This is a genomic window from Kitasatospora sp. NA04385 (genome assembly GCF_013364235.1).
Lineage (GTDB): Bacteria > Actinomycetota > Actinomycetes > Streptomycetales > Streptomycetaceae > Kitasatospora.
Genome location: NZ_CP054919.1, coordinates 7,487,911 through 7,514,066, shown reverse-complemented (window position 1 = coordinate 7,514,066; position 26,156 = coordinate 7,487,911). Strand labels below are relative to the sequence as shown.

General features: G+C 74.4%; 16 protein-coding genes. 11 read left to right on the top strand and 5 right to left on the bottom strand.

The annotated features are described in order from the left end of the window. Nucleotides 1-50 precede the first annotated feature (50 nt). The 7 genes from HUT16_RS33245 to HUT16_RS33215 all read left to right on the top strand — a co-directional run bounded on the left by HUT16_RS33245 (nt 51) and on the right by HUT16_RS33215 (nt 15,456). Nucleotides 51-5,102, top strand: a complete 5,052-nt coding sequence (locus HUT16_RS33245; RefSeq protein WP_176191717.1) for a non-ribosomal peptide synthetase — start codon at nt 51-53, stop codon at nt 5,100-5,102. Continuing rightward, nucleotides 5,099-9,526: a MupA/Atu3671 family FMN-dependent luciferase-like monooxygenase gene (locus tag HUT16_RS33240; protein ID WP_176191716.1), complete on the top strand. Its 4,428-nt coding sequence runs from the start codon at nt 5,099-5,101 to the stop codon at nt 9,524-9,526. Before HUT16_RS33245 ends, HUT16_RS33240 begins: the two co-directional genes overlap by 4 nt. Nucleotides 9,527-9,599: 73 nt before the next feature. Continuing rightward, nucleotides 9,600-12,104, top strand: a complete 2,505-nt coding sequence (locus HUT16_RS33235; RefSeq protein ID WP_176191715.1) for a type I polyketide synthase — start codon at nt 9,600-9,602, stop codon at nt 12,102-12,104. Further along, the gene (locus tag HUT16_RS33230; protein WP_176191714.1) at nt 12,089-12,946 is read left to right on the top strand and encodes a 3-hydroxyacyl-CoA dehydrogenase family protein; all 858 of its coding nucleotides are present in this window, start codon (nt 12,089-12,091) and stop codon (nt 12,944-12,946) included. Before HUT16_RS33235 ends, HUT16_RS33230 begins: the two co-directional genes overlap by 16 nt. Further along, nucleotides 12,943-13,233, top strand: coding sequence for an acyl carrier protein (locus HUT16_RS33225; protein WP_176191713.1), 291 nt, complete (start codon nt 12,943-12,945; stop codon nt 13,231-13,233). The genes HUT16_RS33230 and HUT16_RS33225 overlap by 4 nt, the downstream gene beginning before the upstream one ends. After that, nucleotides 13,226-14,362 (top strand): acyl-CoA dehydrogenase family protein, encoded by a 1,137-nt coding sequence (locus HUT16_RS33220; RefSeq protein WP_176191712.1) that lies wholly within the window; start codon nt 13,226-13,228, stop codon nt 14,360-14,362. The genes HUT16_RS33225 and HUT16_RS33220 overlap by 8 nt, the downstream gene beginning before the upstream one ends. Beyond that, nucleotides 14,359-15,456 carry an HAD family hydrolase gene (locus tag HUT16_RS33215; protein ID WP_176191711.1) on the top strand — a complete coding sequence of 366 codons (1,098 nt, stop codon included), beginning with the start codon at nt 14,359-14,361 and terminating at the stop codon, nt 15,454-15,456. Before HUT16_RS33220 ends, HUT16_RS33215 begins: the two co-directional genes overlap by 4 nt. A 268-nt stretch (nt 15,457-15,724) precedes the next feature. On the opposite strand, the gene HUT16_RS33210 is transcribed toward HUT16_RS33215, so the two are convergent. From HUT16_RS33210 to HUT16_RS33190, 5 genes are all read right to left on the bottom strand, one after another. Then, nucleotides 15,725-16,387 (bottom strand): O-methyltransferase, encoded by a 663-nt coding sequence (locus HUT16_RS33210; protein WP_176191710.1) that lies wholly within the window; start codon nt 16,385-16,387, stop codon nt 15,725-15,727. Nucleotides 16,388-16,394: 7 nt separating this feature from the next. After that, nucleotides 16,395-17,204 (bottom strand): class I SAM-dependent methyltransferase, encoded by an 810-nt coding sequence (locus tag HUT16_RS33205; protein ID WP_217712128.1) that lies wholly within the window; start codon nt 17,202-17,204, stop codon nt 16,395-16,397. A 5-nt stretch (nt 17,205-17,209) separates the two neighbouring features. Next, nucleotides 17,210-18,421, bottom strand: coding sequence for a helix-turn-helix transcriptional regulator (locus HUT16_RS33200; protein ID WP_176191709.1), 1,212 nt, complete (start codon nt 18,419-18,421; stop codon nt 17,210-17,212). Between the two features lie 478 nt (nt 18,422-18,899). After that, a complete protein-coding gene (locus HUT16_RS33195; protein ID WP_176191708.1) occupies nt 18,900-19,574 on the bottom strand; it encodes an NAD(P)H-binding protein in 675 nt (224 codons plus the stop codon). 227 nt (nt 19,575-19,801) lie between these two features. Further along, the gene (locus HUT16_RS33190; protein ID WP_254898103.1) at nt 19,802-20,353 is read right to left on the bottom strand and encodes a transcriptional regulator; all 552 of its coding nucleotides are present in this window, start codon (nt 20,351-20,353) and stop codon (nt 19,802-19,804) included. An 83-nt stretch (nt 20,354-20,436) separates the two neighbouring features. On the opposite strand from HUT16_RS33190, the gene HUT16_RS33185 reads away from it, so the two are divergent. The 4 genes from HUT16_RS33185 to HUT16_RS33170 all read left to right on the top strand — a co-directional run bounded on the left by HUT16_RS33185 (nt 20,437) and on the right by HUT16_RS33170 (nt 26,032). After that, nucleotides 20,437-21,762: a M20/M25/M40 family metallo-hydrolase gene (locus HUT16_RS33185; RefSeq protein WP_217712127.1), complete on the top strand. Its 1,326-nt coding sequence runs from the start codon at nt 20,437-20,439 to the stop codon at nt 21,760-21,762. Beyond that, entirely contained in the window at nt 21,759-23,522 is a 1,764-nt protein-coding gene (locus HUT16_RS33180) for an alpha/beta fold hydrolase (RefSeq protein ID WP_176191706.1), read from the top strand. Before HUT16_RS33185 ends, HUT16_RS33180 begins: the two co-directional genes overlap by 4 nt. A gap of 259 nt (nt 23,523-23,781) precedes the next feature. Further along, the gene (locus HUT16_RS33175) at nt 23,782-25,251 is read left to right on the top strand and encodes an MFS transporter (RefSeq protein ID WP_176191705.1); all 1,470 of its coding nucleotides are present in this window, start codon (nt 23,782-23,784) and stop codon (nt 25,249-25,251) included. A gap of 187 nt (nt 25,252-25,438) precedes the next feature. Next, nucleotides 25,439-26,032: an NADPH-dependent FMN reductase gene (locus HUT16_RS33170; RefSeq protein WP_176191704.1), complete on the top strand. Its 594-nt coding sequence runs from the start codon at nt 25,439-25,441 to the stop codon at nt 26,030-26,032. The last annotated feature ends 124 nt before the right edge of the window (nt 26,033-26,156 follow it).

The following is a 26,156-nucleotide window of genomic DNA, read 5'->3' as shown; positions in this document are numbered from 1 at the left end:
CCCCCAGTTCCAGCCCCCACTTCTCCCGGCAGTGAAGGATGACGCGCGACATGGTCCTCAACGAATTCCACGCCCGAGTGATCGAAGCACCCGACACCATCGCCGTACAGGACGGTGAGCTGGAACTGACCTACGGTGCGCTGGCCGCGCACGCCCACGCCCTGGCGGCCGACCTCACCGACCGGGGCGTGGGCCCCGACAGCGTGGTGGCCGTGTACGCCGACCGGTCGGCGCACCTGGTGGTCGCGGAGGTGGCGGTCCTGCTCGCGGGCGGGGCGTACCTGCCGCTGGACCCGGCCCACCCGGCGGCGCGGGTGCGCCAACTCCTGGACGCCTCGGGCGCGGTGGCCGTGCTGACCACCGCCGCGCTGGCCGCCGGCGACGCGCCGCTCGGCGAGGACGTCGTCCTGGTGGACCTGGAGCGCGAGGTTCCCGGCGGCGCCACGCCCCCGGCCCCGCCCGCGGTGGACGGCGCCTCGCTGGCCTACGTCATCTACACCTCCGGCTCGACCGGCCGCCCCAAGGGCGTGGCCGTCAGCCACGCGAGCCTGGCGAACCTGATGCGCTGGCACCACGCCACGTACCTCACCCGCGCCGACGACCGCAGCACGCTGCTGGCCAGCCCCGGTTTCGACGTGTCGGTCCAGGACATCTGGTTCACCCTGACCGCGGGCGCGACGCTGGTCGTGCCGCCCGCGCGGGTGCGGACCTCCCCGCCGGAGCTGACCACCTGGCTGGCCGACGAGCGCATCACCGTCACCTTCCTGCCCACGCCGCTGGCCGAGGCGGTCCTGGAGGAGTCCTGGCCCGCCCACACCGTGCTGCGGACCCTGCACACCGGCGGCTCGGCGATGCAGCGCGGCGTGCCCGAGGGCCTGCCGTTCGCGGTGGTGAACCTGTACGGGCCGACCGAGGCAACGGTGAAGGTGACGGCGGGCGAGGTGCTGCCCGGCGGGCCGGTGCCCCCGCCGATCGGCGTGCCGGTGGACGGGGTGCGCTGCTACGTGCTGGACGGCCTGGACCCCGTCCCCGACGGCGAGGCCGGCGAGCTGTGCCTGGCGGGCGCGTGCGTGGCCCGCGGCTACCTGCACGAGCCGGCGGCCACCGCCGCGGCGTTCGTCCCGGACATCCTGGTGCCCGGCGAGCGGATGTACCGCACCGGCGACAAGGTGCGCCGCCGCGCGGACGGCGTGTTCGAGTACATCGGCCGCTACGACGACCAGGCCAAGATCCGCGGGTTTCGGATCGAGCCCGGCGAAGTGGCGACCGTCCTCAAGCAGCACCCCGGCGTCCGGGACGCCTTCGTGGCGGTCGAGCACTCGGGGCAGCCGAACGCCCGCCTGGTGGGCTACGTGGTCAGCGCCGTTCCCACCGCCGAGCTGGTCGAGTTCGTCGCCGGCCGGCTGCCGTCCTACATGGTGCCGGGGGCCGTGGTCGCGCTGTCCGAGCTGCCGCTGACGCCCAACGGGAAGGTCGACCGGGCCGCGCTGCCCGCGCCGGACCGCTCGGCGTCGGGGCTGGCCGCCGACGCGGCGGCGCCGAGCACGCCCACCGAGGCGGCGCTGGCGCGCATCGTCTCCGGGCTGCTGGGCGGCGCCGAGGTCGGCGTGCACGACGACTTCTTCGCCCTGGGCGGCAACTCGCTGCTGGTGGCGGGCCTGGCGGCCAGGATCGCCGCGGAGCTGCACGTGGTGGTGACCGTGCCGGAGCTGTTCGGCGCGCCGACCATCGCCACGCTCGGCGAGATCGTCGACCGCCGCCACGCCGACGGCGCCGATGCGGACGCGGGCGCGGTCGAGGCGCCGGCCCCCACCCCGCCGCCGCTGCGCCGCTCCGCCCGCAACCGCCCCGTCCCGCTGTCGCTGCCCCAGGAGCGGGTCTGGTTCTTCGAGCAGCTCTCCCCGGGCAACCTCGCCTACAACTTCCAGGCCACCGTGTCCCTGCAGGGCGAGGTCGACGTCGAGGCCCTGCACGCCGCGCTCGACGAGATCGTCCGCCGCCACGAGGTCCTGCGCACCACGTTCGTCTCCGTCGGCGGCGTCGGCTACCAGCGCCCGCTGGCCGAGGCCAAGGCCTCGCTGCTGGTCCTGGACGTGCCCGCGGAGCAGGCCGACGAGGCGGTGGCCGCGCAGCTGCGCGAGCCCTTCGACCTGACCAAGCCCCCGCTGGCCCGCTGGGTGCTGCTGCGCCACGGCGACGGCAACAACACCTTCCTGCACGTAGAGCACCACTTCGTCCACGACGGCTGGTCGCTGTCGATGTTCCTGTCCGAACTGCGCGCCCTCTACCCGGCGTTCGCCGCCCACCAGCCCTCCCCGCTGCCCGAACTGCCCGTCCAGTACGCCGACTACGCCATCTGGCAGCGCGACTGGATGAGCGGCGAGGTGCTGCGCGCGCACGTCGACCACTGGACCGCCCGGCTGGCCGGCGCCCCCGACACCCTGGAGCTGCCCGCCGACCGGCCGCGCCCGCCGGTGATGACCTTCCGCGGCCGCGCGCCCCGCATCCTCGTCCCCGCCCCGCTGGCCCGCCGGATGCGCGCCTTCAGCCGCGAGAACCGCATCTCGCTGTTCACCACCATGTACGCGGGCTTCGCCGCGCTGCTGTACCGCTACACCGGGCAGCAGGACATGCTGGTGGGCACCGGCGCCGCCAACCGCAACCTCCCCGAGCTGGAACCGCTGCTGGGCATGCTCGTCAACACGCTGGTCCTGCGGACGAAGGTCTCGGGCGACCAGCCGTTCAGCGAGCTGCTGGCGCAGGTGCGCCAGAGCGTGGCCGAGACGCTGGCCTGGTCGGACACCCCGGTGGACGCGGTGATCGACGCGATCGACCCGTCCCGCGACCCCTCGCGCACCCCGCTGTTCCAGGTCATGTTCAGCTTCCACGACTCCGCGGTGCCGGACATCGACTTCGGCGGGCTGACCGGCAAGGTCACCGAGCGCTCGAACAAGTCCGCCAAGTCCGACCTCAACGTGATCGTGATCCCGCGCGCCGAGCAGCGGATGGGCCGGGCCCCGCGCCCCGAGGACGACGACCTGGCGATGATCTGGGAGCACTCCTCGGACCTGTTCGACGAGGCCACCATGGATCGGATGATCGCGCACTACCTGACCCTGCTCTCCGACGCGATGGAGCGTCCCGACAGCACGGTGGGCAGCCTGCGCCTGCTCTCGGACGCCGAGTCGGACCAGCTCCGGAGCTGGACCCTGGGCTCCGCCGGGGACACCTCCGCCGCAGAGGGTGCCGAGGGCGCCGAGAGCGCCGGAGCGTCCGACCTGCCGGTGACCGAGCTGATCGCCCGCCAGGTCGAGCAGCGCCCCGACGCCGACGCGGTGCGCTGGAGCGGCGGACGGCTCAGCTACGCGCAGCTGTGGCAGCGCGCCGGAGCGCTGGCCGCCGAGCTGCGCGCCGCGGGCCTGGCCGCCGAGGAGCCGGTGGCGGTGTACGCCGAGCGCTCCGCGGAGCTGGTGGTCGGCGAGCTGGCGGTCCTGCTGGCCGGCGGCTGCTACCTGCCCGTGGACCCGAGCTACCCCGCCGAGCGGGTGGCCTTCATCCTGCGGGACGCCGGTGCGCGCACCGTCCTGGCCACCGGCCGCACCCGCCCGCAGCTGCCGCCCACCGAGCAGGACCTGCGCGTCCTGCTCGTCGACGCGGACGCGCCCGTCGACCCGGCCGCGGCGGTGCAGGCCGACGCGCTCGCCCCCGACCGCCTGGCCTACCTCATCTACACCTCCGGCTCCACCGGCCGCCCCAAGGGCGTCGCCCTGGAGCACCGCGGCCTGAGCAACCTGGTCGCCTGGCACACCGCCCAGTACGCGCTGGACCCCGCCCACCGCACCACCCTGTTCGCCAGCCCCGGCTTCGACGCCTCCACCTGGGAGATCTGGCCAGCCCTGGCCGCCGGCGCCACCTTGAACGTCGTCCCCGACGACCTGCGCGCCGACCCGGCGGCCCTGGTGCGCTGGCTCGCCGCGGAGGGGATCACCACCTCGTTCCTGCCGACCCCGATCGCCGCGGCCGTCCTGACCGAGAGCTGGCCCGCCGACACCGCCCTGCGCAGCCTGCTCACCGGCGGCGACGTGCTGCCCGCCGCACCGCCCCAGGGCCTGCCCTTCGACCTGTACAACCACTACGGGCCCACCGAGACCACCGTGGTCGCCACCGCCGCCCTGGTGCCCCCGCAGACCCACGTCGGACGGCCGCCCATCGGCCGCCCGATCGCCGGCACCACCGCCCACGTCCTGGACGCCCAGGGCCGCCCGGTGCCCACCGGCGTGCGCGGCGCGCTGCACATCGGCGGCGCCGGCGTGGCCCGCGGCTACGTCAACCGCCCCGACCTGACCGAGCAGAGCTTCGTCCCCGACCCGTTCTCCGACACCCCCGGCGCCCGCCTCTACCGCACCGGCGACCTGGTCCGCTGGCTGCCCGACGGCCAGTTGGAGTTCCTGGGCCGCGCGGACGAGCAGGTCAAGATCCGCGGCTTCCGGATCGAGCCCGGCGAGGTGGCCGCCACCCTGCGCGAGCACCCCGACGTCAAGGACGCCGCCGTGCTGGCCCGCACCCCGGCCCCCGGCGCCGACACCACCCTGGTGGCCTACGTCTGCACCCACGGACACGGCGAGAGCACCTCCGAGGACAAGCTCACCGCCTTCCTCCAGGACCGGCTGCCCGTCTACATGGTCCCCGAGCGCGTCCTGCTGCTGGACGCGCTGCCGCTGACCGGGCACGGCAAGGTCGACCAGGACGCCCTGGCCGCGCTCGCCCTCGACGTCCCGGCCGCCGCCCGGGAGCGGCAGGAACCGCAGGGTCCGACCGAGGAGCGGATCACGCAGATCGCCTCCGCGCTGCTGCGCGACCAGCCGCTGGGCCGCAGCGACGACTTCTTCCGGGCCGGCGGCCACTCGCTGCTCGCCGCCCGCCTCGTCGCGCAGGTCAACGAGGCCTCCGGCACCGCCGTCCCGATCGCGGTGTTCCTGCAGCGGCCCACCGTCGCCGGCCTCGCCGAGGCCGTCGACGCCGCCGCCGCGACCGGCTCCGGCCCCATCCTGCCGCGCGCCCGCCGCGCCGCCGCCCCGCAGGAAGACGGGGGGCGGCAGTGAGCACCCCCCTGGGAACCGGCGCCGACGAGGACGACCGCGCTCCGCTGTCCTACGCCCAGCAGCGCCTGTGGTTCCTCGACCAGCTCCAGCCCGGCAGCTCGGTCTACAACGTCCCGCTGGGCTACGACATCACCGGCCCGCTGGACGCCGACGCCCTCCAGCAGGCGCTGACCGAGACCGCGCGCCGCCACGAGATCCTGCGCACCGCCTTCCGCTCGGTCGCCGGGACGCCCCACCAGGTGGTCCTGGCGCCCGCCCCGGTGGCCGTCCCGGTCACCGACCTCACCGGCCCCGGCCGCAGCCCGGAGCAGGTCGCGGCGCTGGCCGCGACCCTGGCCGACGAGGAGGCCGCCGTCCCCTTCGACCTGGTCGCCGGACGCGTCGTCCGCGCCCGCCTGCTGCGCCTGGGCCCCGAGCACCACCGCCTGCTGCTGACCGTGCACCACCTGGCCTGCGACGCCCCCGCGGTCGGCACCCTCGGCAAGGAGATCGAGGCCCACTACCGCGCCGCCCTCGAAGGGGGGAGCCCGCAGTCCGGCGAACTGCCCATGCAGTACGCCGACTTCGCGCACTGGCAGCAGGAGACCCTGGCGGGCCCGGAGCTCGGCCGCCTGCTGGGGTACTGGAAGCAGCACCTGGCGGGCATGCCCGCGCAGAACCTGCCCACCGACCGTCCCCGCCCGCCGGTGCAGAGCTACCGCGGTGCCGCGCTCACCTTCACCCTGCCCCCGGAGGCCGTCCGGCGCCTGGAGGAGCTGGGGCGCGGCGAGGGCGCCACCCTCTACAGCGTCCTGCTGGCCGCGTTCGCGGTCCTGCTGCGCGCCCACGTGGGCCAGGACGAGGTCGTCGTCGGCACGCCCGTCTCGGGGCGCGAGCGCCCCGAACTGGCGCCGCTGATCGGCTTCTTCACCAACACCCTGGTGCTGCGCTGCGACCTGGCCGCCCGTCCCACCTTCCGCACGCTCGTCCAGCGCCTGTGGGAGGAGGTCAAGGGCGCCCTGGCCCACCAGGACCTGCCCTTCGAGAAACTGGTCGAGGAGCTCCACCCCGACCGGGACCTCGCCCAGAACCCGCTCTTCCAGGTGCTGTTCAGCTACCGCCACGAGGACCGGGACGGCGGCCTGCAACTGCGGGGCTGCCGGGTGACCCCGGTCCTGGGCGACACCGGCGCCGCCCGCTTCGACCTCACCCTGAGCCTCACCCGCACCCCCGACGGGGTCACCGGCCGCCTGGAGTACAGCACCGACCTGTTCGAGGCGGCCACCGCCCGGCGGCTGGCCGACCGCTACGCCCGGGTGGTGGCGGCCGCCGCGCAGGACCCGGACCTGCCGGTGGACGAACTGGCCGTCCTGCCGCCCGAGGAGCTGAGCACCCTCGCCGCCTGGCAGGCCGGCCCCCCGGCGCACGGCTCCGAGGCCCTGGTGCACCGGCTGCTGGCCCAGCGGGTGGCCGCCACCCCCGACGCCACCGCGCTGATCGCCTCCGACGCCACCTTGACCTACCGCGAACTCGACGCCCGCGCCGAGCAGTTCGCCGCCCGGCTGCGCCGCCTGGGCGTGGCGGCGGACGAACCGGTGGGCGTCCACCTGCACCGCACCTCGCTGCTGATGGTGGCCCTGCTGGGCATCCTCAAGGCGGGCGCGGCCTACCTCCCGCTGGACCCGGACTACCCCTCCGGCCGCCTGGCGTTCATGGTCGCCGACGCGGGCGTGCGCCTGGTGGTCGCCGACCCGGCCAACGCCGCCTCCGCCGGACGGCTGGGCGCCGCCCGGGTCGTGGTCCCCGGCGAGCAGGACGACGAGCACGGCGGGGACGGGCACATCGGCGTCGGGTACACCGGCGACGGGCACAGCGGCGCCGCCGCCGGTCCGGAGGTGACGCCGGACAACCTGGCCTACGTGATCTACACCTCCGGCTCCACCGGCAAGCCCAAGGGCGTCATGGTCACCCACCGCAACGTGGCCAACCTGTTCGCCGGCATGAGCGAGACCTTCGGCGAGGACGAACCCAGCACCTGGCTCGCCCTCACCAGCGTCTCCTTCGACATCTCCGTGGTCGAGCTGCTGTGGGCGCTCACCCACGGCCACCGCATCGTGCTGCGCCGCGAACCCCCGCTGCGCGCCGCACCCGCCGGCGGCGGCCCGGACCTCCAGGCCCGCTCCCGTCCGATCGACTTCAGCCTGCTCTACTTCGGCAGCGACAGCGAGGCCAGCCCCGAGGACCGCTACCGGCTGCTCCTGGAGGGCGCGAAGTTCGCCGACCGCAACAACTTCGCCGCCGTGTGGACGCCCGAACGCCACTTCCACCAGTTCGGCGGCCTCTACCCCAACCCCTCCGTGATGGCCGCCGCGGTCGCCGCCGTCACCGAGCGGGTGCACGTCCGCGCGGGCAGCGTCGTCATGCCGCTGCACGACCCGCTGCGGGTGGCCGAGGAGTGGTCGGCCGTCGACAACCTCTCGGCCGGCCGGGTCGGCATCTCGCTGGCCTCCGGTTGGCACGCCAACGACTTCGTCCTGGCCCCCGACCACTACGCCGCCCGCAAGCAGCTGATGATGGACGGCCTGGCCGAGGTCCGCAGCCTGTGGAGCGGGCAGAAGACCACCCGCCGCAACGGCGTCGGCGCCCAGGTCGAGGTCGGCATCTACCCCAAGCCGGTCCAGGACCGGCTGCCGGTGTGGCTGACCAGCGCCAAGCACCCCGAGACCTTCCGGATGGCGGGCGAGGCCGGCACCGGCGTCCTCACCCACCTGCTGGGGCACAGCCTCGACGAGCTCGCCGAGAAGATCGCGCTCTACCGCAGGACCTGGCGCGAACACGGCCACGGGCCCGGCGACGGCCACGTCGCGGTCATGGTGCACACCTTCGTCGGCACCGACCTCGAAGAGGTCCGCGAACTGGTGCGCGAGCCGATGAGCCGCTACCTGGAGACCTCCTTCGACCTGATCGCCTCCCTGGGCGCCACCACCGGGAGCGCCGAGGACTTCAAGGCCCTGCCGCCCGGGGAACTGCGCGCACTCGTCGACCGGGCCTTCGAGCGGTTCTTCGCCACCGCCAGCCTGCTGGGCACCCCCCAGGTCTGCGCCGACATGATCGACCGCATGAAGGCCGCCGGGGCCGACGAGGTCGCCTGCCTGGTCGACTTCGGCGTCGAGGACAAGGCCGCCCTCGACGCGCTGGCCCACCTGGTCACCGTCCGCGACATCAGCGAGGAGCGCAGGGCCGCCGCCCTGGCCGAGAGCGAGGAGCCCCTCGCCGAGCAGCTGCGCGCCCACGAGGTCACCCACCTGCAGTGCACGCCCTCGCTGGCCCGCGCCCTGCTGGCCGACCAGGACACCCGCGCCGAACTGCCCCGGCTCGCCCGGCTGCTGGTCGGCGGCGAGGCGCTGCCCACCAACCTGGCGCACGCCCTCGCCGGCACCGTCGCGGGCACCGTCCACAACATGTACGGGCCCACCGAGGCCGCGGTGTGGGCCACCACCTCCCCGGCCGGCGCCGACGGCCCCGCCACCATCGGGCGCCCGCTGGCCGGCGTCCGCGCCTACGTCGCCGACCAGGACCTGCGCCTGTGCCCGGTCGGCGTCCCCGGGGAGCTCCTGCTGGCCGGCGACGGCATCGTCCGCGGCTACCTCGGCCGCAACGGCACCACCGCCGAGCGCTTCCAGCCCGACCCGTTCTCCGGCACCCCCGGCGCCCGGCTCTACCGCACCGGCGACCTGGCCCGCTGGACGTCCCGGGGCACCCTGGAGTTCCTCGGCCGCCTCGACGACCAGGTCAAGTTCCACGGCCACCGGATCGAACTCGGCGAGATCGAGGCCGCCCTGGCCCAGCACCCCGCCGTGCGCTCCGCCGTCGCCGTCATCCGCGGCACCGGTGCCGAAGGACGCCTGATCGCCTACTACGTCCCCGCCCCCGGGCGCACCGCCACCGCCACCGAGCTCCGCGCGCACCTGGCCACCCGGCTGCCCGGCTACATGCTGCCCGGCGCCGTGCACGCCATCGACGCCGTCCCGCTGACCCCGAACAAGAAGGTCGACCGCAACGCCCTGCCCGACCTGGCCGAGAGCCGCCCCGAGGGCACCAGCGCCTACGCCCCGCCCACCAACGACACCGAACGCCTGGTCACCGAGGTGTGGCGGGACGTCCTGGGCGTCGAACGCGTCGGGCTGGACGACAGCTTCTTCGCCCTGGGCGGCAACTCGCTGCTCGTCGTCGTCGCCCGGGCCCGCCTGCTCGAACAGCGGGACAGCGCCCTGTCCCTGGTCGACATGTTCCGCTACCCCTCCGCCCGGGCGCTGGCCCAGGCCATCGACCGCGCGCCCGGGTCCGACGACGACAGCCCGGCCGCGGGCGCCGCCGCCCGCGCCGCCGCCCGCCGCGGCGCCAAGCACTCCGCCGCACGCCGCGCCGGCAGGACAGGAGCGTGAGCGTGCCCACCACCACACCGATCCGGCAACGAGCACGAGGGGGCCTCGGGTGAGTACCGAGACAGAAGACAGCATGGAACCGATCGCGGTCGTCGGGCTCACCGCACGGCTGCCCGGCGCCCCCACCGTCGACGCGTTCTGGCGCAACCAGCGCGACGGGGTGGAGTCGATCTCCCGGTTCAGCACCGAGCAGCTGACCGACGCCGGCTGGCCCAAGGAGATGATCACCCACCCCGACTACGTGCCCGCCGCCGGGGTCATCGAGGACGCCGACCGCTTCGACGCCGACTTCTTCGGCTACACCCGCGAGCAGGCCGAGATCAGCGACCCCCAGCAGCGGATCTTCGCCGAGTCCGTCTGGCACGCCCTGGAGGACACCGGCCACGACCCGGCCCGCTTCGACGGCTCGATCGGCGTCTACGCGGGCTGCTTCGCCAGCAAGTACCTCCCGCTCAACCTGCTGGCCAACGCCCGCTTCCGCGGCTCCCTGGCGGCCTTCTCCGCCCGCCCGTACAACGACAAGGACTTCCTCGCCACCAGGGCCGCCTACCTGTGCGACCTGCGCGGCCCGGCGATGACCGTCCAGTCCGCGTGCTCCACCTCCCTGGTCGCCATCCACCTCGCCTGCCAGGCCCTGCTGGGCCACGAGTGCGACATGGCGCTGGCGGGGGGAGTCGCCCTGCCCATCCCGCTGATCGGCGGCTACCCCGTCGTCGCGGGCGGCATCTTCGCCCGCGACGGGCACTGCCGCCCCTTCGACGCCTCCTCCAGCGGCACCGTGCCCGGGTACGGCGTGGCCGTCGTGGCCCTGCGCCGCCTCAGCGACGCGCTCGCCGACAACGACAACATCCGCGCCCTGATCCTGGGCAGCGCCCTCAACAACGACGGCTCCTCGAAGTTCGGCTTCAACGCCCCGAGCATGCAGGCCCAGGCCGAGGTGATCGCCACCGCCCAGGCCGTCGCCGGCGTCGGCGCCGAGAGCATCGGCTACGTCGAGGCCCACGGCACCGGCACCCCGCTGGGCGACCCGATCGAACTCGCCGGCCTCACCCAGGCCTTCGGCACCGAGGAGCGCGGGTACTGCGCGATCGGCTCCACCAAGGCCAACATCGGCCACCTGGACGCCGCCGCCGGAGCCGCCGGCTTCACCCGCGCCGTCCTGGCCCTCCAGCACGCCGAGATCCCGCCCAGCATCAACTACGACGCGCCCAACCCGGCCCTCCTGCTGGAGCGCACCCCCTTCTACGTCCCGACCACCGCCCGCCCCTGGCCGCGCGGCGCCACCCCGCGCCGCGCCGGCGTCAGCGCCTTCGCCGTCGGCGGCACCAACGCCCACATCGTCCTGCAGGAGGCGCCCGCGCCGCGCCCCGCCGCACCCGGCTCGCGCGAGCACCACCTGCTCCTGCTGTCCGCCCGCACCCCCCGGGCGCTGGACGACGCCGCCGCCGCCCTCGCCGAGCGCCTGGAGGGCGACGAGGACCTGCACCTCGCCGACGTCGCGCACACCCTCCAGGTCGGCCGCCGCGCCTTCGCGCACCGCCGCCACCTGGTGTGCCGCGACCGCGCCGAGGCCGTGGCCGCCCTGCGCGAGGCGGCCGCCCCCGGCGCCGCGGGGACCGCGAAGGCCCGCCGCAGCATCTTCGTGCTGCCGGGCAGCGCCGGTCACCGCCCCGGGGCCGCCGCGGAGGTCTACCGCAGCGAAGCCGTCTTCGCCCGCGAGGTCGACCACTGCGCCGAGCTGGCCCGCCCGCTGCTCGGCCAGGACCTGCGCGCCCTGCTCTTCCCCGCCGACCCGGACGGCTCCCGCGCCGCGGCCGACCGCGGCGCGGACGCGGACCGCACCGACCCGCGCGCCACCGCGCTCGCCGCCTTCACCCTCCAGTGGGCCCTGGCCCGGCTGTGGCAGTCCTGGGGGGTCCAGCCCGCCGCCGTGATCGGCGATGGCGACGGCGAGTACGTGGCGGCCTGCCTGGCCGGCGTCCTCGACCTGCCCGACGCCCTCGCCGTCACCGCCGCGGCCGCCCTCGCGCGCGCCCGCACCGCCGCCGACCCCGGCTCCGCCGACGCCCACGCCGCGGCCTTCGCCGCCGACGTGGTGGGCCGCAACCCCGGGCCGCCCCGGCTGTTCTACAGCACCGCGGCCACCGGCACCTGGGCCACCGCGGAGGACACCGCCGACCCGGCCGGCTGGGCCCGCCAGCTGAGCGCTCCGGCGCCCTTCGCCGACGCCCTGCGCGCGGCGGCCGCCCTGGCCGACCACGTCCTGCTGGTGATGGGGCCCGCCGACCGCCTCACCGCGGACCTCGGCCGCCAGGAGGACACCCGGCACCTCACGGCGCTGCCCTCGCTCGGCTCCGCCGACACCGACCGGGCCGGCCTCGCCACCCTGCTGGACACCCTCGGCACCCTGTGGCGGGCCGCCACCGACATCGACTGGGACGCCGTCCGCGGCACCGCGCGGCCGCGGCGGGTGTCCCTCCCGGGCTACCCCTTCCAGCGCACCCGCTACTGGATCGGCCCGGACACCGGAAGCTACGAACCCCTGGGTCTGGAGGAGCCGTCATGGACGAGCCGCTGATCGCCGTCGTAGGTGCGGGCGTCATGGGCACCGGAATCTCGACGCTCGTCCTCGGGCAGGGACTGCCCGTCGTCCTGGTGGACATCGACCAGGGCGTGCTGGACCGCGCCACCACCGCGATCCGGCACGGCCTGCGGCACGCCCAGCTGACCGGGGCGCTGCCCGCCGGCACCGCCCCGGGCCGGCTGCACACCACCCTGCGGCTGCACGACGTCGCCGACGCCGCCGTGGTGATCGAGGCCGTCACCGAGGCGCCCGACCGCAAGGCGGAGGTCCTGGCCGCCGTCTCGGCGCTGGTCGGCCCCGGGACGCCCGTCATCTCCAACACCTCCGGCATCCCCATCGACGAGATGGCCGCCTGGGTCAAGGACCCCGGCAGCCTCATCGGCACCCACTTCATGAACCCCGCCTACCTCATCCCGATGGTCGAGGTCATCCGCGGGCCCCGGACCACCGACCGGACCGTCGAGCGGGTCCTGTCCACCCTCACCCGGATCGGCCGCCGCCCGGTCGTCGTGCGCGACGCGCCCGGCTTCGTCACCAGCCGGCTGCTGCACCCCATGATCAACGACGCCGCCCGCATCGTCAGCGAGGGCACCGCCACCGCCGAGGACGTCGACACCCTCATGCAGGGCTGCCTCGGCCACCCCACCGGCCCGCTGCGCACCGCGGACCTGATCGGCATCGACAACCTGGTCGACGCCCTGGAAGAACTCCACGCCCGGACCGGCGACGAGCGCGCTCGCCCCAGCGAGCTGCTCCTCGAGAAGGTCCGGCGGGGCGAGCTCGGCCGAAAGAGCGGCCGCGGCTTCTACTCCTACACCAGTGAGGGACAGTCATGACCCCCGAGCAGCACACCGCCAAGGCGCCCCTCGACACCGACGCCGTCATCGACCGGATCACCCGCTTCGTCGCGGAGGAGACCCGCACCACCCCCGACGCCGACCAGGACCTGTTCACCACCGGCCTGGCCAACTCGATGTTCGCCATGCAGCTGGTGGTCTTCCTCGAGCAGACCTACGCCGTCACCGTGGCCGGGCCCGACCTGCAGCTGTCCAACTTCCGCACCGTCAAGAGCATGGCCGCCCTGGTCGGCCGGCTCCAGGCGCAGGCCGCCACCGATGTCTGACGCGCCGACCCCAGGGGACCGGGACATCTGGAACCTGGTGCGGCGGGAGGCCGGTGCCTGGGACACCGCCGGCGAGATCCCCCGCACCGTCCTGGGCGAACTGGGGGCCGCCGGCGTGCTGTGCGCCGAGGTCCACAAGCAGTACGGCGGCCTCGGCCTCACCAGCCTCGACAGCGGCGAACTCACCGCCCACGCCGGGAGCCTGTGCAGTTCGCTGCGCAGCGTGATGACCTCCCAGGGCATGGCCGCCTGGACCATCCAGCGGCTGGGCAGCGCCGAGCAGCGCGCCGCCTTCCTGCCCCGGCTGACCGGCGGCCGCCTCGCGGCCGTCGCGTTCAGCGAACCCGACGCCGGCAGCGACCTGGGTGCCATGAGCACCCGGGCCCGGTACGACGGCGACGACGTGGTCCTGGACGGCGAGAAGACCTGGATCACCGCCGCCGCCTACGCCGACCTGATCGTGGTCATCGCCAGGAGCGGGGACGGCGCCGTCGCCGTGGTCGTCCCCGCCGACGCCCCGGGCGTGCGGATCGAGAAGGTCGTCCACCCGATGGGCTGCCGGGCGGCGGGCCACGCCCAGGTCCACCTGGAGGGCGTGCGCCTGCCCGCCGCCAACGTGCTGGGCGGCGCCGCGCTCGCCCTGCCCTTCCTGATCACCACCGCCCTCGCCTACGGCCGGATGTCCGTGGCCTGGGGCTGCGTCGGCATCCTGCGCGGCTGCCTGGCCGCCGTCACCGAACACGCCGCCACCCGCCGCCAGTTCGGCCGGCCGATCGGCGAGCACCAGCTCGTCGCCCGCCGGATCGCCGAGCTCTACGCCTCCGAGCGGATCGCCACCGGCGTGTGCCGGGAGGCCGCCGGGCACTGGGAGGCCGGCTCGCCGAACCAGGTCATCTCCACCGTCCTGGCCAAGCACGTCAGCGCGACCCAGGCCGTCCTGGGCAGCGCCTCGGCCCTACAGGCGATGGCCTCCGCCGCCGCCGTCGACGGCCACGTCGTCGCCCGCGCCTACCGCGACGCGAAGCTGATGGAGATCATCGAGGGCAGCAGCGAGATCTGCCAGCTCGAACTCGCCAGGCACGCCCTGGCCACCGGGAGAACCACCGCGCGAAAGGAGTCGGCGCAGTGAGCGGACCGCAGCCGTCCGACCAACCGCCCCCCACCGTCAAGTGCGTCGTCTGGGACCTCGACAACACCCTGTGGAAGGGGACCCTGCTGGAGGGCGACGACGTCGCCGTGGACGAGCGGATCCGGGAGACCGTCCTCGGCCTCGACGCCCGCGGCATCCTCCAGGCGGTCGCCAGCAAGAACGACCACCGGCCCGCCTGGCAGCGCCTGGAGGACCTCGGCCTCGCCGAGTACTTCGTCCAGGCCAGGATCGGCTGGGGCCCCAAGTCGACGTCCGTCCGGGAGATCGCCGACGAGCTGAAGTTCGCCCCGCACACGATCGCCTTCGTCGACGACCAGCCCGCCGAGCGGGCCGAAGTGGCCTTCCACCTCCCGCAGGTGCGCTGCTACCCGGCCGAGGCCGCGTCCGGGCTGCTGGACCTGCCCGAGTTCACCCCGGCCACGGTCACCGTCGACTCGCGCCGCCGCCGCCAGATGTACCAGGCCAACGCGCGCCGCCAGGCCGAGCAGGAGTCCTTCGAGGGCCCCTCGCAGGAGTTCCTGCGCTCCCTGGAGCTCGCGATGGAGATCCGCCGGGCCACCCACGAGGACCTCTCGCGCATGGAGGAACTCACCCTGCGCACCAGCCAGATGAACGCCACCGGCGTGCACTACTCCGACGCCGACCTGCGCGCGCTCCTGGACGACGCCCGGCACGAGGTCCTCGCCGTCACGATGAGCGACCGCTTCGGCTCGCACGGCGCCGTCGGCGTCGCCCTGGTCGAACGCGGCCCGGCGGTCTGGCACCTCAAGCTGCTGGCCACCTCCTGCCGCGTCGTCTCCTTCGGCGCCGGCGCCACCGTGCTGAACTGGCTGGTCAGCGAGGCGGCCGCGGCCGGCGCGCACCTGATCGCGGACTTCCGCCCCACCCCGCGCAACCGGGTCATGGAGGTCGCCTACCGCTTCGCCGGGTTCACCGACGAGCTCTGCGCCTGCCTGGCCCAGCTGTCCCAGCCCGAGGGCGGCCGGACGCAGCGGCTGCACATCACGCCGGCCCCCAGGCCGGCGCCCGAGACGCTGCGCCTGACCGCGGTCGCGCTGGCCGCCGCGCCCTGACCCGTCGCTCCCCCTCCGGCGCGCCTTGCGGGCGCGCACCGGGCAGCGGCGCCCGCGCCCGTCCGTCCCCGCCCACCGGCGGGAGCGGGCGGGCGCAGGCGCGTACGGGAGCAGGCGCGTACGGGAGCAGGCGCAGGCGCGTGCGGGGCTGCGTGTCGGCGTTCCGGCACACGTGCAGGCGTCCCGGAACGCGGCGGAGTCCCCCGACCGGCGGTCGGGGGACTCCCTGGTTCCTCGGGTCACCGGGCCCGTCTCCGGGGCCGCGGTGTCAGCGCTTGCGGGCCAGCGTGATGCCGTCGGCCATGGTGAGCATGGAGACGTCCACCCGGGGATCCTCGTGCAGCGCCGTGTTGAGGGCCCGGACCGCGACGGTGTCCGGGTCGTGGCTGTCGGGGTCGACGACCCGGCCGAAGAACAGCGTGTTGTCGATCACGATCAGCCCCTGCGGGCGGGTGAGGCCGAGCGCGGCCTCGTAGTAGGTGCCGTAGTTGGCCTTGTCGGCGTCGATGAAGACGAGGTCGAAGCTCTCCTTGCCCCGTTCGTCGAGGAGGGCGCCCAGGGTCTGCGCCGCGTCGCCGAGCCGGACGTCGATCCGGTCGGCGACGCCGGCCCGCCGCCAGTAGTCGGCGCCGATGGCCGGCCACCGCCCGTGGAGGTCGAGGGTGACGAGCGTGCCCTGCGGCGGCAGCGCACGGGCCATGCACAGCGTGCTGTAGCCGGTGAAGGTGCCGATCTCCAGGACCGACCGGGCGCCGGTCAGGCCGACCAGGAGCCCCAGCAGCTGGCCCTCCTCGGCCATCACCTGCATCGCCGAGCCGCCGGGCAACCCGGCGGTCTGCTCCCGCAGTTCGGCCAGCAGCGGGTCCTCCCGCAGGGAGACGGCCCGCACGTACTCGCGGATTTCCGGGGTCGCGACGATCTGCTCCGCCATGGCGCGGTCACCGCCGCCGGGCGACGCAGGAGAAGGACAGCGGGATCGGGTCGCCGGGGATGCGCCAGTTGTGCTCGCCGTCGGGCACCATCAGCGGGAGCCGCTGCCGGGCGTCGTAGGGGACCTCGCGGACCCGCTCGATGGTCAGGCCGGCCTTGACGAGGGCGTTGATGACCTGCTCCACGCTCCAGCGCCAGCCGTAGATGCTGTGGGTCTCCACCTCCACCTCGTCGGCGATCTTGTCGGCGTAGCTGGAGGACATCTCGTGGTGCACGTCCCGGGACTTGAACAGCGAACGGGCGATCCGCAGTTCGCCGTCCACGTCGCTGCACAGGGTCAGCATGGGGTGGATCTCGACCACGGTGAGGGTGCCGCCCGGCTTGACGTACTGCGCCGCGATCTCGGCCCAGCGGTCGATGTCGGGCAGGAAGGACAGGGTGCCGTACCCGGTGAAGACCATGTCGAACTGGCCGTCCAGGACGTCGGGCAGGTCGTAGAGGTTGGCCTGGACGAAGCTGGCGTCGAGGTCGAGGTCGGCGGCCAGTTCGCGGGCGATGTCGATGGCCTCGTCGGAGATGTCGGTGCCGGTGACCTTCGCGCCCAGGCGGGCGAGCGAGAGCGAGTTGACGCCGATGTGGCACTGGAGTTCGAGCAGGGACTTGCCGCTGACGTCGCCGAGCTCCTCCTGCTCCAGCTTGCGCAGCATGTTGTAGCCCTGCTTGAACCGCTCGACGCTGTAGTAGGAGGACTGCATGTGCGCCCGTGCTCGCAGGTTGAAGCCTTCCCGGTTGGCCGATATCTTCTCGAGGTCGCTCATGGAGGTCATCGCTGTTTCCCTTCGACGTGGACGGGCGGTTGGATGCGGTCGCCGACGACCAGCGGGCCCAGCTCGCGGCGGTTGGCCACCCCGAGCTTCTGGTAGGCGCGGCCCAGGTAGTTGTCGACGGTGCGGGCGGACAGCGCCAGCCGGTGTCCGATGACGGGGCTGGTGGAGCCGCCCGCGGCCAGGAGCACGACGTCCCGTTCGCGGCTGGTGAGCCCGACCAGGGGTGCGGTCAGTTGCAGCAGCGGGGTCGTCGCGGTGGGACAGGCGAGGGTGCTGGGGGGTGCGCAGGTGCGGCGCAGGGCGGCCGCGGCGGTGGCGGTCTCCGCGGCGAGCAGGTCCATGCCCAGCTCGGTGAACTTCGCGGTGACGAGGTCCAGGGCCGCGGGGTCGGAGCGGGACAGGGCGGCCGCCGCGTCGGCCAGGGTCGGCACCACCGGTCCGGGGACCAGGTGGGTGAGCGCGGCCAGGCGGTGGCGGACGGCGTGCGGGTTGCCCAGCCGGGCCGCGTCGTAGCTCGCGGTGGCCTCGACGGCGTACTGGCCCAGGGCCATGGCGGTTTCGGCGGCGGCCAGGGCCTGGCGGGCGGCGAGGGTGGTGTTCCCGCCGGCCGCGGTGGCCCAGGCCCGGCTGAGCGTCGACCAGGGGAGGAAGAGGCGCTCCTCGTGCTGCCCGTCCCGGTCGGCGGCGGCCTGGTCGCCGAAGACGGCGAGTGCGGCGGGGCGCGGTGCCAGCATGAGGCGGGGAGCGGGGAAGCCGAACGGGTGCGCGGCGCCGACCGCGTCGGTGACCCGGCCGCGCATCGCCAGCCAGCCGTCGGCCCGCGCGGTGTTCCCGGCGGCCACCTCGTGGCGGTAGCCGTTCTCGGCGATCCGGCACGCGTGGCGGACCTGACCCGCCATCAGCAGCGCGAAGCAGTGCGCGTAGCCGATCTCGGCGAACCAGGGCCGGCCCGGCTCGGGCGGGTCGGCGGCGGGGGCCCGGGCCGCGACGACCAGGGTGGTGACCGCCGGCCGGATCGCCGCGTCGAGCACGTGCCGCCCGGCCGGGGACGGTTCGGGGGCGGTGCCCCCGGCGGCGCAGCCGTCCAGGAACAACAGGTCGGCCCAGTGGTCCCGGGCCTCGTGGCCCTCGGCGCCGTCCTCCGTTCCCGGGCGGGCGACCGCACCGGCGGCCGCCCCCTCCCAGGGGGAGATGGCGGCCGCGGTCACCGCCCAGTGGGTGCAGCCGACCGGGGCGTCCGCCGGATGGTGGGGCGGCGGCTCGGCCAGTGCGAGAGAGCCTAATCGGTGTCCGGCGGATTCGTTCGCCGGTGTCGCTTTCACGGTGCCGCTGCCGGTGATCACGATGCCGACTCGGTGCGCCGGTCCCGTCTCGACAATTGACTGCACAACAAGGAACCCCCCCTGCATCATGAAAGGATACATTTCGTGCTGCGATCCCCGCCCGGAATGTGACCGGGCGGGGGGCAAACGGAATTCCGTCCGTCCGTTTTCCGGCAGGGTGCGGGACGCCGCCGTTCGCGCGACGTTCCGTACCGCTCCTGCCGGAGCCCGCGGCCGGTCCGTGGTCCACGGAACGACCGGCGGGCATTCGCGGATTCCCGGCGTCGGAACCGACGCCGGGAATCCGCTCCGGACCGGTGCCGCGCCGTTCCGGGGCCCGGGTGGCGCGGCCGCGGGGTGCGGCCTAGGCGGCGTCGACCGCCTTCTCGACGGGGGTCGATCCGCCGACCACCACGTAGATGCGGCCGGCCGTGGCGGGCCGGTCGATGAGCGCCTCCAGGACGCCGGCGACGTCCTCCCGGGCGACCTGGTCGAACCTGGCGTGCCGGGGGGCGACCCTGGCGCCGGCGGTGAGTTCGACGGTGCCCTCGCCGCCGCCGTCGGTGAGCACGCCGGGCCGCAGGACCGTCCAGTCCAGCTCGGTGCGGGAGAAGACGTGCTGCTCGGCGGCGTGCTTGGCCCGCAGGTAGACGGCGTATCCCTCGCCGATGCCGCGGTCCTCGGCGCAGCCGACGTTGATCGAGCTGACGTGCAGGAACCGGCGCACGCCGGCCTTCTCGGCCGCGTCCATGACGAGCACGACGGCGGCGCGGTCCATCTTGTCCCGGCGGGCGGCGGTGGCGCTGTTGCCGGAGCCGGCAGAGAAGACGACGGCGTCCGCTCCGGCCACGACCGCGGCCACCTCGTCCACCGTCGCGCGTTCGAGGTCGAGCAGGGCGGCGTCCCCGCCGATCTTCCTGATGTCCTCGACGTGGCGGGGGTTGCGCACGATGCCCACGACGGAGTCGCCCCGTCGCGCGAGCCGCCGGGTTAACCTCATGGCGATCTTTCCGTGGCCGCCGGCAATGACAATCTTCATTCGTTGACCTTTTCCAGATTCAGTGCTTCGGGTTTCCCCGGATTCGGTACCCAGGGTGTGCGGAACCGCCCCGCCCAGCCCGTGCCGCACCCATGGTCCGGCCCGGCGGATTGCCCGGTCCGGACCTCGGTGCGCACGTTCGAAAAAGCAAAATCGTGCCGTCTCCCGGTCGGCCGCCGTGGCGGCTCCGGGCGTTTCACTCGAATGGTGAATGAGTCAAGCACCGGTCACGTCGATCGGTCAATCGTGCCTGACCCGTTGTTTTCGCGGGGGTCGGGGTCGATCGGCGGACGGGCGGCCAGCGACCACAGGTAGCTCAACGGCTCGCCGTCGGCCTCGTCGGCGCACTCGGCGATCAGGGCCTCGATCCGGCGGTGCAGCGCGTCCACCGACTCGGGCCGCAGCCGGAGCACCCCGCGCTTGGCGCCGCGTCCGGAGTCCTTGCCCGCGGCTATCAACTCGGTCCGGTGGGCGCCCAGGACGGCCAGGTCGACCTGCTGGGCCAGACCGGAGTCGTCGGGCGGGATGATCAGCCCCCGGGTGCGCGCGGTGGCCCGGTAGGGCCGCTGGAGCGCGCCGTGCTCGCCGGTGCAGACCGGTTCCGCCACCAGGAAGTCGGTCTTCACCAGTGCGCGGACGTGGCGCAGGGTGGTCGCAGGAGCGAGGTCGAGTTCGACCGAGAGCTCCTTGTTGGTGAAGGCGCGGTCCAGGCACAGCCGCAGGATTCGCCAGCGTACCGGGTGTCCGAGGGCTTTGAGGTCTTCGATGGTCGCTTCCACGGACTGGACTCTACCTTGCCAACGGGCCGTCAGTTTGCTTGACTGCGTATCGATTTCATTCTGTGCAATCGGTTGGAGGGTCTGTGATCAAGCAGCTCCAGGAGTGGGTCGAGGCCCGCGATCTGGACGGTGAGCTGGCGGACTGGATCTCCCGGCCGAGCGTCAGCCGCACCGGTGAGGGCATGGCCGAAGCCGCCGCCCACGGCTTACGCCTCTTACGGGCCTCCGGCCTGGAGGCCCGCGAGGTCGACACCGGCGGCTGGCCCGCCCTGGTGGGCACCGCCGACGGCCCCGGACCGCACGTCCTGATCTACGGCCACTACGACGTCCAGCCGGCCGGACCGCTGGAACTGTGGACCTCACCCCCCTTCGTCCCCTCCATCCGCGACGGCCGCATGTACGGCCGCGGCACCGGGGACAACAAGGGCCAGCACCTCGCCCAACTCCTGGGCCTGCGCGCCCTGCGGGAACTGACCGGCGGATTCCCCTGCCGCGTCACCGTCCTGCTCGACGGCGAGGAGGAGATCGGCAGCCCCAACCTCGCCACGGCCGTGCGCCAGGTCGGCCGGCCCGACCTGGTGATCTGGAGCGACGGCCCGGTCGACGACTCCGGCCGGGCCAGCGTGGTCCTCGGCGTCCGCGGCATCCTGATGTTCGAACTGCGCGCCCGGGGCGCCGACCGGCCCCTGCACTCGGGCAACTGGGGCGGGATCGCCCCCAACCCCGCCTGGACGCTGGTGCAGCTGCTGGCCACCATGCGCACGGCCGACGGAACCGTCACCGTCCCCGGCTTCGCCGACCGGGTCGCCCCGCTGACCGACGGCCAGCTCGCCGCCCTGGCCGACCTGCCCGTCGACGTCGCCGCGACGCTCCGGGGGATCGGCGCGACCGGCATGGAACCGCCCGCCGCCCTGGGGTTCCACGAACGCCTGGCCCGGCCCACCCTGACCGTCAACTCCCTCAGCTGCGAGGACTCCGGCGACCACCGCGCGGTGATCCCCGACGTCGCCGTCGCCCGCTGCGAGGCCCGCCTGGTCGGCGGCCAGAGCCCCGAGCAGGTCGCCGACGCCATCCGGCGCCACGTCGCCCGGCACGCCCCCGACGTCGAGTTCGTCCCCGGCGCCGCCATGGCCCCCTCCACCACCCTGCCCGAGACCCCCTACACCGCCACCATCCTCCGGGCGGTCGAGGACGTCCTGGGCCAGCGGCCCCTGCTGGTGCCCTCGCTCGGCGGCAGCCTGCCCATGGCCGTCCTCAGCGACGTGCTCTCCTGCCCCTGCTACGGCGTGCCGCTGGCCAACGCCGACGAGGCCAACCACGCGCCCGACGAGAACCTCGACCTCGACCGGTTCCGCCGCGGGATCGTCGCCGCCGCCAGCATCCAACTCGCCCTGGCGGCCCACTCATGACCCTCTGGGGAGCCTGGCCCGCGAAGGACGGCTTCGCATACGTCGGCGACGAGTCCGGCCGCCCGCAGCCCTGGTTCCAGACCTGGGACGGCGAACGGCGCATCCTCCCGGTCGAGGGCGCGGTCACCCGCCTGGCGTGGCGGCCCGACGAGACCCGGCTGCTCGCCGTGGTCGACGTCACCGGCGGCCAGGACTACCGGCTGGCCGAGATCGACCCCGCCACCGGCGAGGTGGAGTGGATAGCCCGGGAGCCCGGCGTCCGGCGCGAGATAGGCGTGCCGTACTCCACCGCGAGCACCCCCTACAGCCCCGACGGCCGCCTGCTCGCCTACGCCACCAGCGCCCGCGACGCCACCTGCCTCGACGTCTACGTGCGCGACCTGGACACCGGCGCCTGCACGATGGTCCTGCAGGGCGACGACCGCTACGTGCCCGTCTGCTTCTCCCCCGACTCCCGGCAGCTGCTCGTCCTGAAGTTCCACCAGAACACCGACCAGGACCTGTACGCCTGCGACCTCGCCACCGGCCTCAGCCGGCACCTCACCCCGCACGAGGGCCCCGCCAAGTACCAGCCCGGCGGCTGGAACGAGGACGGCATCCACCTGTGCACCACCGAGGGCCGCGACCACCTCGGCGTCGCCCTGCTCGTCCCCGGCCGCCCCCTGCGGTGGATCGCCACGCCGGACGCCGACATCGAGAACGTCGTCGTCGGCCCCGACCGGGTCGTGTGGGCCCTGCCGGAGGACCAGCGCACCGTCCTGTGCTCCGCCGGCTCCCCCGACGCCCCCGGCATCCGGATCGAACTGCCGGGGTTCGCCTCCCAGCCCTTCGGCTACGACGGCTTCGTCCCGCGCTTCAGCTCCGCGGGACACCTGCTCGCCCAGGTCGGCGCCCCCGACCGGGGCACCGAGTTCTTCTCCGTCGACCCGGACACCGGCCGCACCGAGCAGCTGACCCGCTTCGGCGAGGACCTGCCCGACGACCTCGTCGTCCCGCGGACGGTCCGCTTCACCTCGGCGGACGGGCTGGAGATATCCGGCCTGCTCTACCGCCCGCCCGCCGCGACCGGCCCCGTCCCCGCGGTGCTGACCATCCACGGCGGCCCGGAGTGGGCGGCCCTGCCCGTCCACGACCCGCTGATCCAGCGCCTGGTCCGCGCCGGCATCGCCGTCCTGGCACCCAACGTCCGCGGGTCCACCGGCCGGGGGCTGGCCTACCAGCGCCTGATCTACCGCGACTGGGGCCGCGGCGACCTCGCCGACTTCGACGCCGCCGCCCACTACCTGCGCGCGCTGCCCTGGGTGGACGGCGACCGCCTCGGCGTCCACGGCATGTCCTACGGCGGCTTCGCCGCACTCAGCTGCCTGGCCCGGCTGCCGCACCACTGGAGCGCCGGGATCGCCATCTGCGGGCCCGCCGACCTGGAGACCGACATCCGCGCCCTGCCGCCCACCTGGAGCCGCCGCGTCACCGAATGGATCGGCGACGTCGACGACCCGCAGGACCTGGCCAGGCTCCGGGAGGCCAGCCCCCTCACCCACGCGGCCGCCATCCGGGCGCCCCTGCTGCTCGCCCACGCCGAGGGCGACACCACCGTGGCCATCAACGCCACCGAGCAGCTCCACGAGAAGCTCGCCGGCCTGGGCAAGACCGTGCGCTTCATCCGCCTCTCGCGCGGCCACCTCCCCGACGACCGGGACGAGCGCGACGCGCTCGACGCCGCCTTCGCGCAGTGGTTCCACGACCACCTCCAGCCCTGACGGAACGGCAGGACGACGGCCGGCGGACACCGCCGCCCGTCCGGACACCGAGCCGTCCCGGGCAGCCGACCGGGCTGCCCGCACCCATCACCGAAAGCACGCCCATGAGACAGATCGCGCACACCGCACCGGCCGCCTCCCGGCCCGGCCCGACCGGCCGGGGCAGCACGAGCGCGGCCCCGCCGACCGGCACCGGCCCGTCGCACCCCCCGCACCACTGACCAGTACTCGAAGAACCCGGAAGGGACAGGCACATCCCATGCCTTCTGCAGTCGCCGGCGCCGGAGCGCCGCCTCGCCGACGCCTCGGCTTGATCCTGGCACTGCTGGCTTTCGCCCAGTGCATCTACGCTGTTGACTACAGCATCGTCTTCGTCGCCCTGCCGGAGATCCGGACCGGCGTCGGCTTCTCCGCGCAGACCCTCCAGTGGGTCGTCAGCGCCTACGCCGTCGCCTTCGGCGGCTTCCTGCTGCTCGGCGGCCGCGCCGCCGACCTCTTCGGCCGCCGCCGGATGTTCACCTTCGGCCTGTTCCTCTACGCGGTCTCCTCGCTGGCCGGAGCGCTGGCCGGCGACCCCACCACGCTGATCGTGGCCCGCGCGGTCCAGGGCATCGGCGGCGCCTTCCTCGCCCCGTCGACCCTCTCGCTGGTCACCACCACCTTCGCCGAGGGCCCCGAGCGCAACCGCGCGCTGGCCATCTGGGGCGGGGCCGGCGGCAGCGGCATGATCCTCGGCTCCCTGCTCGGCGGCGTCCTGACCGGCGCCTTCGGCTGGGCGTCGATCTTCTTCGCCAACGTCCCGCTGGCCGGCGGCGCCATGCTGCTCGCCTTCGCCATCATCCCCAAGGACACCCCCCAGAGCCTCGGCGGCCGCAAGTTCGACCTGCCCGGTGCGCTCACCGCCACCGTCGGATCGACCCTGCTGGTCTTCACCCTCGTCCAGGGCCCGGAGTCCGGCTGGACCTCCCCCACCATCCTGATCACCGCGGCGATCGCCGTGGTCATCCTCGCGGTCTTCTTCACCATCGAGGGCCGCGGCCCCGACCCGCTGCTGCCGCTGCGCCTGTTCCGCAACCGCAACCTGAGCACCGGCACCGTGGTCACCTTCATCTTCATGGGGACCTTCGGCGCGCTGCCCTACTTCTTCACCCTGTACTTCCAGAGCGTGCACGGGTACTCCGCCACCAAGAGCGGCATCGCCTTCCTGCTGCCGTGCGTCGGAGTGCTCATCGGCAACCTGTCCGGCGGAAAGCTGGCCACCCGCTTCGGCGTGCGGGCCACGCTGTTCGGCGCCCTGGTGCTGGGCCTGATCGGCACCATCGCCTTCGCCTTCTCCGTCTCGCCCGGCGGCAGCTACCTGCAACTCGTCCCGGGCGTCCTGATCCTGAGCCTCGGCCAGGGCACCATCTTCACCGCCATGTACGCCGCGGCCACCACGGGCGTCGCGGCCGAGGACCAGGGCATCGCCTCCGGCGTCGCCGCCACCGGCCAGCAGGTCGGCGCCGCGGTCGGCCTCGCCGTCCTGGTGGCGATCGCCAACTCCGGTCACGAGGGACTGACCGGCGAGGCCCTGCGGGTGGCCACCTCCGACGGGGTGCGCACCGCCATGTGGGCCACCGCCGCCGGCATCGTGCTGATCATGCTCGTCGTGCTGAACTTCAGGCGTCCGCCCGCGGCCCCGGCCGCCGAGGAGCCCGAGCTCCAGGACGGCGTGGCGTCCGCCGTGTGACGTGAACGGGCGGCAGAAGGTGGTTCCACTCCGTGTGCACCGAGCGCGGGTGGGATCACCTTCTGCTTCCGCCCGACGACCCGACGACCCGTCAGCCCGTCCCGTCCGTCTGCCCGCCCGTCCGCCCGCTACCGCAACCCGCACCGCGAACACCCCAGATCCCCGAAAAGAGAAGGAGGCGCCACCAGTGCACCGGATCGTGAACGTGGTCGGTGTCGGCGGTTCGAGCCGGCCCGGGTCCACCGCCGAACAGGCCCTGCGGATCGTCCTGGACGCGGCACAGAGACGCGGCGCGTCGGTGCAGCTGATCGCGGGCCCCGCACTGGCCATGCCGATGTACGACCCGCGCAGCGGCACCACCACCCCGCAGGCCAGCCGGCTGCTGTCCGCCATCTCCGGCGCGGACGGCCTCGTGCTGGCCAGCCCCGCCTACCACGGCGGCATCTCCGGCCTGGTCAAGAACGCCCTCGACCACGTCGAGGAACTGCGCGAGGGCGACCGGCCCTACTTCAGCGAACGGGCCGTCGGATGCGTGGCCGTCGCCAACGGCTGGCAGGGCGCCGCCTCCACCCTGGCCGCCCTGCGCGACGTCACCCACGCCCTGCGCGGCTGGCCCACCCCGCTGGGCGCCGCCATCAACACCTCGACGACCCGCTTCTCGCCCGCCGGGGACTGCAAGGACGACCGCGTCCAGGCCCAACTGGAGGAGATCGCCGCCCAGGTCGTCGACTTCGCCACCCGGCGGGTGCTCGCCGGGGCCCCGGCCGAGAGCCTGCGCTGAGCCCCGGCCACCAGCCCCCGCCGCTGTCCCCGTCAGCGGCGGGTCCGCCGACGGCCGGGGACGGGCGGCCCCCGGAACCCGTCGTTCCGCGGGGCACCCGTCCCCGGCCGTCGGTGCCGGGCCG

Coding starts and splice junctions, on each gene's coding strand:
- HUT16_RS33245 (WP_176191717.1), top strand. CDS start 51: ATGGTCCTCAACGAATTCCACGCCCGAGTGATCGAAGCACCCGACACC.
- HUT16_RS33235 (WP_176191715.1), top strand. CDS start 9,600: ATGGAACCGATCGCGGTCGTCGGGCTCACCGCACGGCTGCCCGGCGCC.
- HUT16_RS33230 (WP_176191714.1), top strand. CDS start 12,089: ATGGACGAGCCGCTGATCGCCGTCGTAGGTGCGGGCGTCATGGGCACC.
- HUT16_RS33225 (WP_176191713.1), top strand. CDS start 12,943: ATGACCCCCGAGCAGCACACCGCCAAGGCGCCCCTCGACACCGACGCC.
- HUT16_RS33220 (WP_176191712.1), top strand. CDS start 13,226: ATGTCTGACGCGCCGACCCCAGGGGACCGGGACATCTGGAACCTGGTG.
- HUT16_RS33210 (WP_176191710.1), bottom strand. CDS start 16,387: ATGGCGGAGCAGATCGTCGCGACCCCGGAAATCCGCGAGTACGTGCGG.
- HUT16_RS33205 (WP_217712128.1), bottom strand. CDS start 17,204: ATGAGCGACCTCGAGAAGATATCGGCCAACCGGGAAGGCTTCAACCTG.
- HUT16_RS33195 (WP_176191708.1), bottom strand. CDS start 19,574: ATGAAGATTGTCATTGCCGGCGGCCACGGAAAGATCGCCATGAGGTTA.
- HUT16_RS33180 (WP_176191706.1), top strand. CDS start 21,759: ATGACCCTCTGGGGAGCCTGGCCCGCGAAGGACGGCTTCGCATACGTC.
- HUT16_RS33175 (WP_176191705.1), top strand. CDS start 23,782: ATGCCTTCTGCAGTCGCCGGCGCCGGAGCGCCGCCTCGCCGACGCCTC.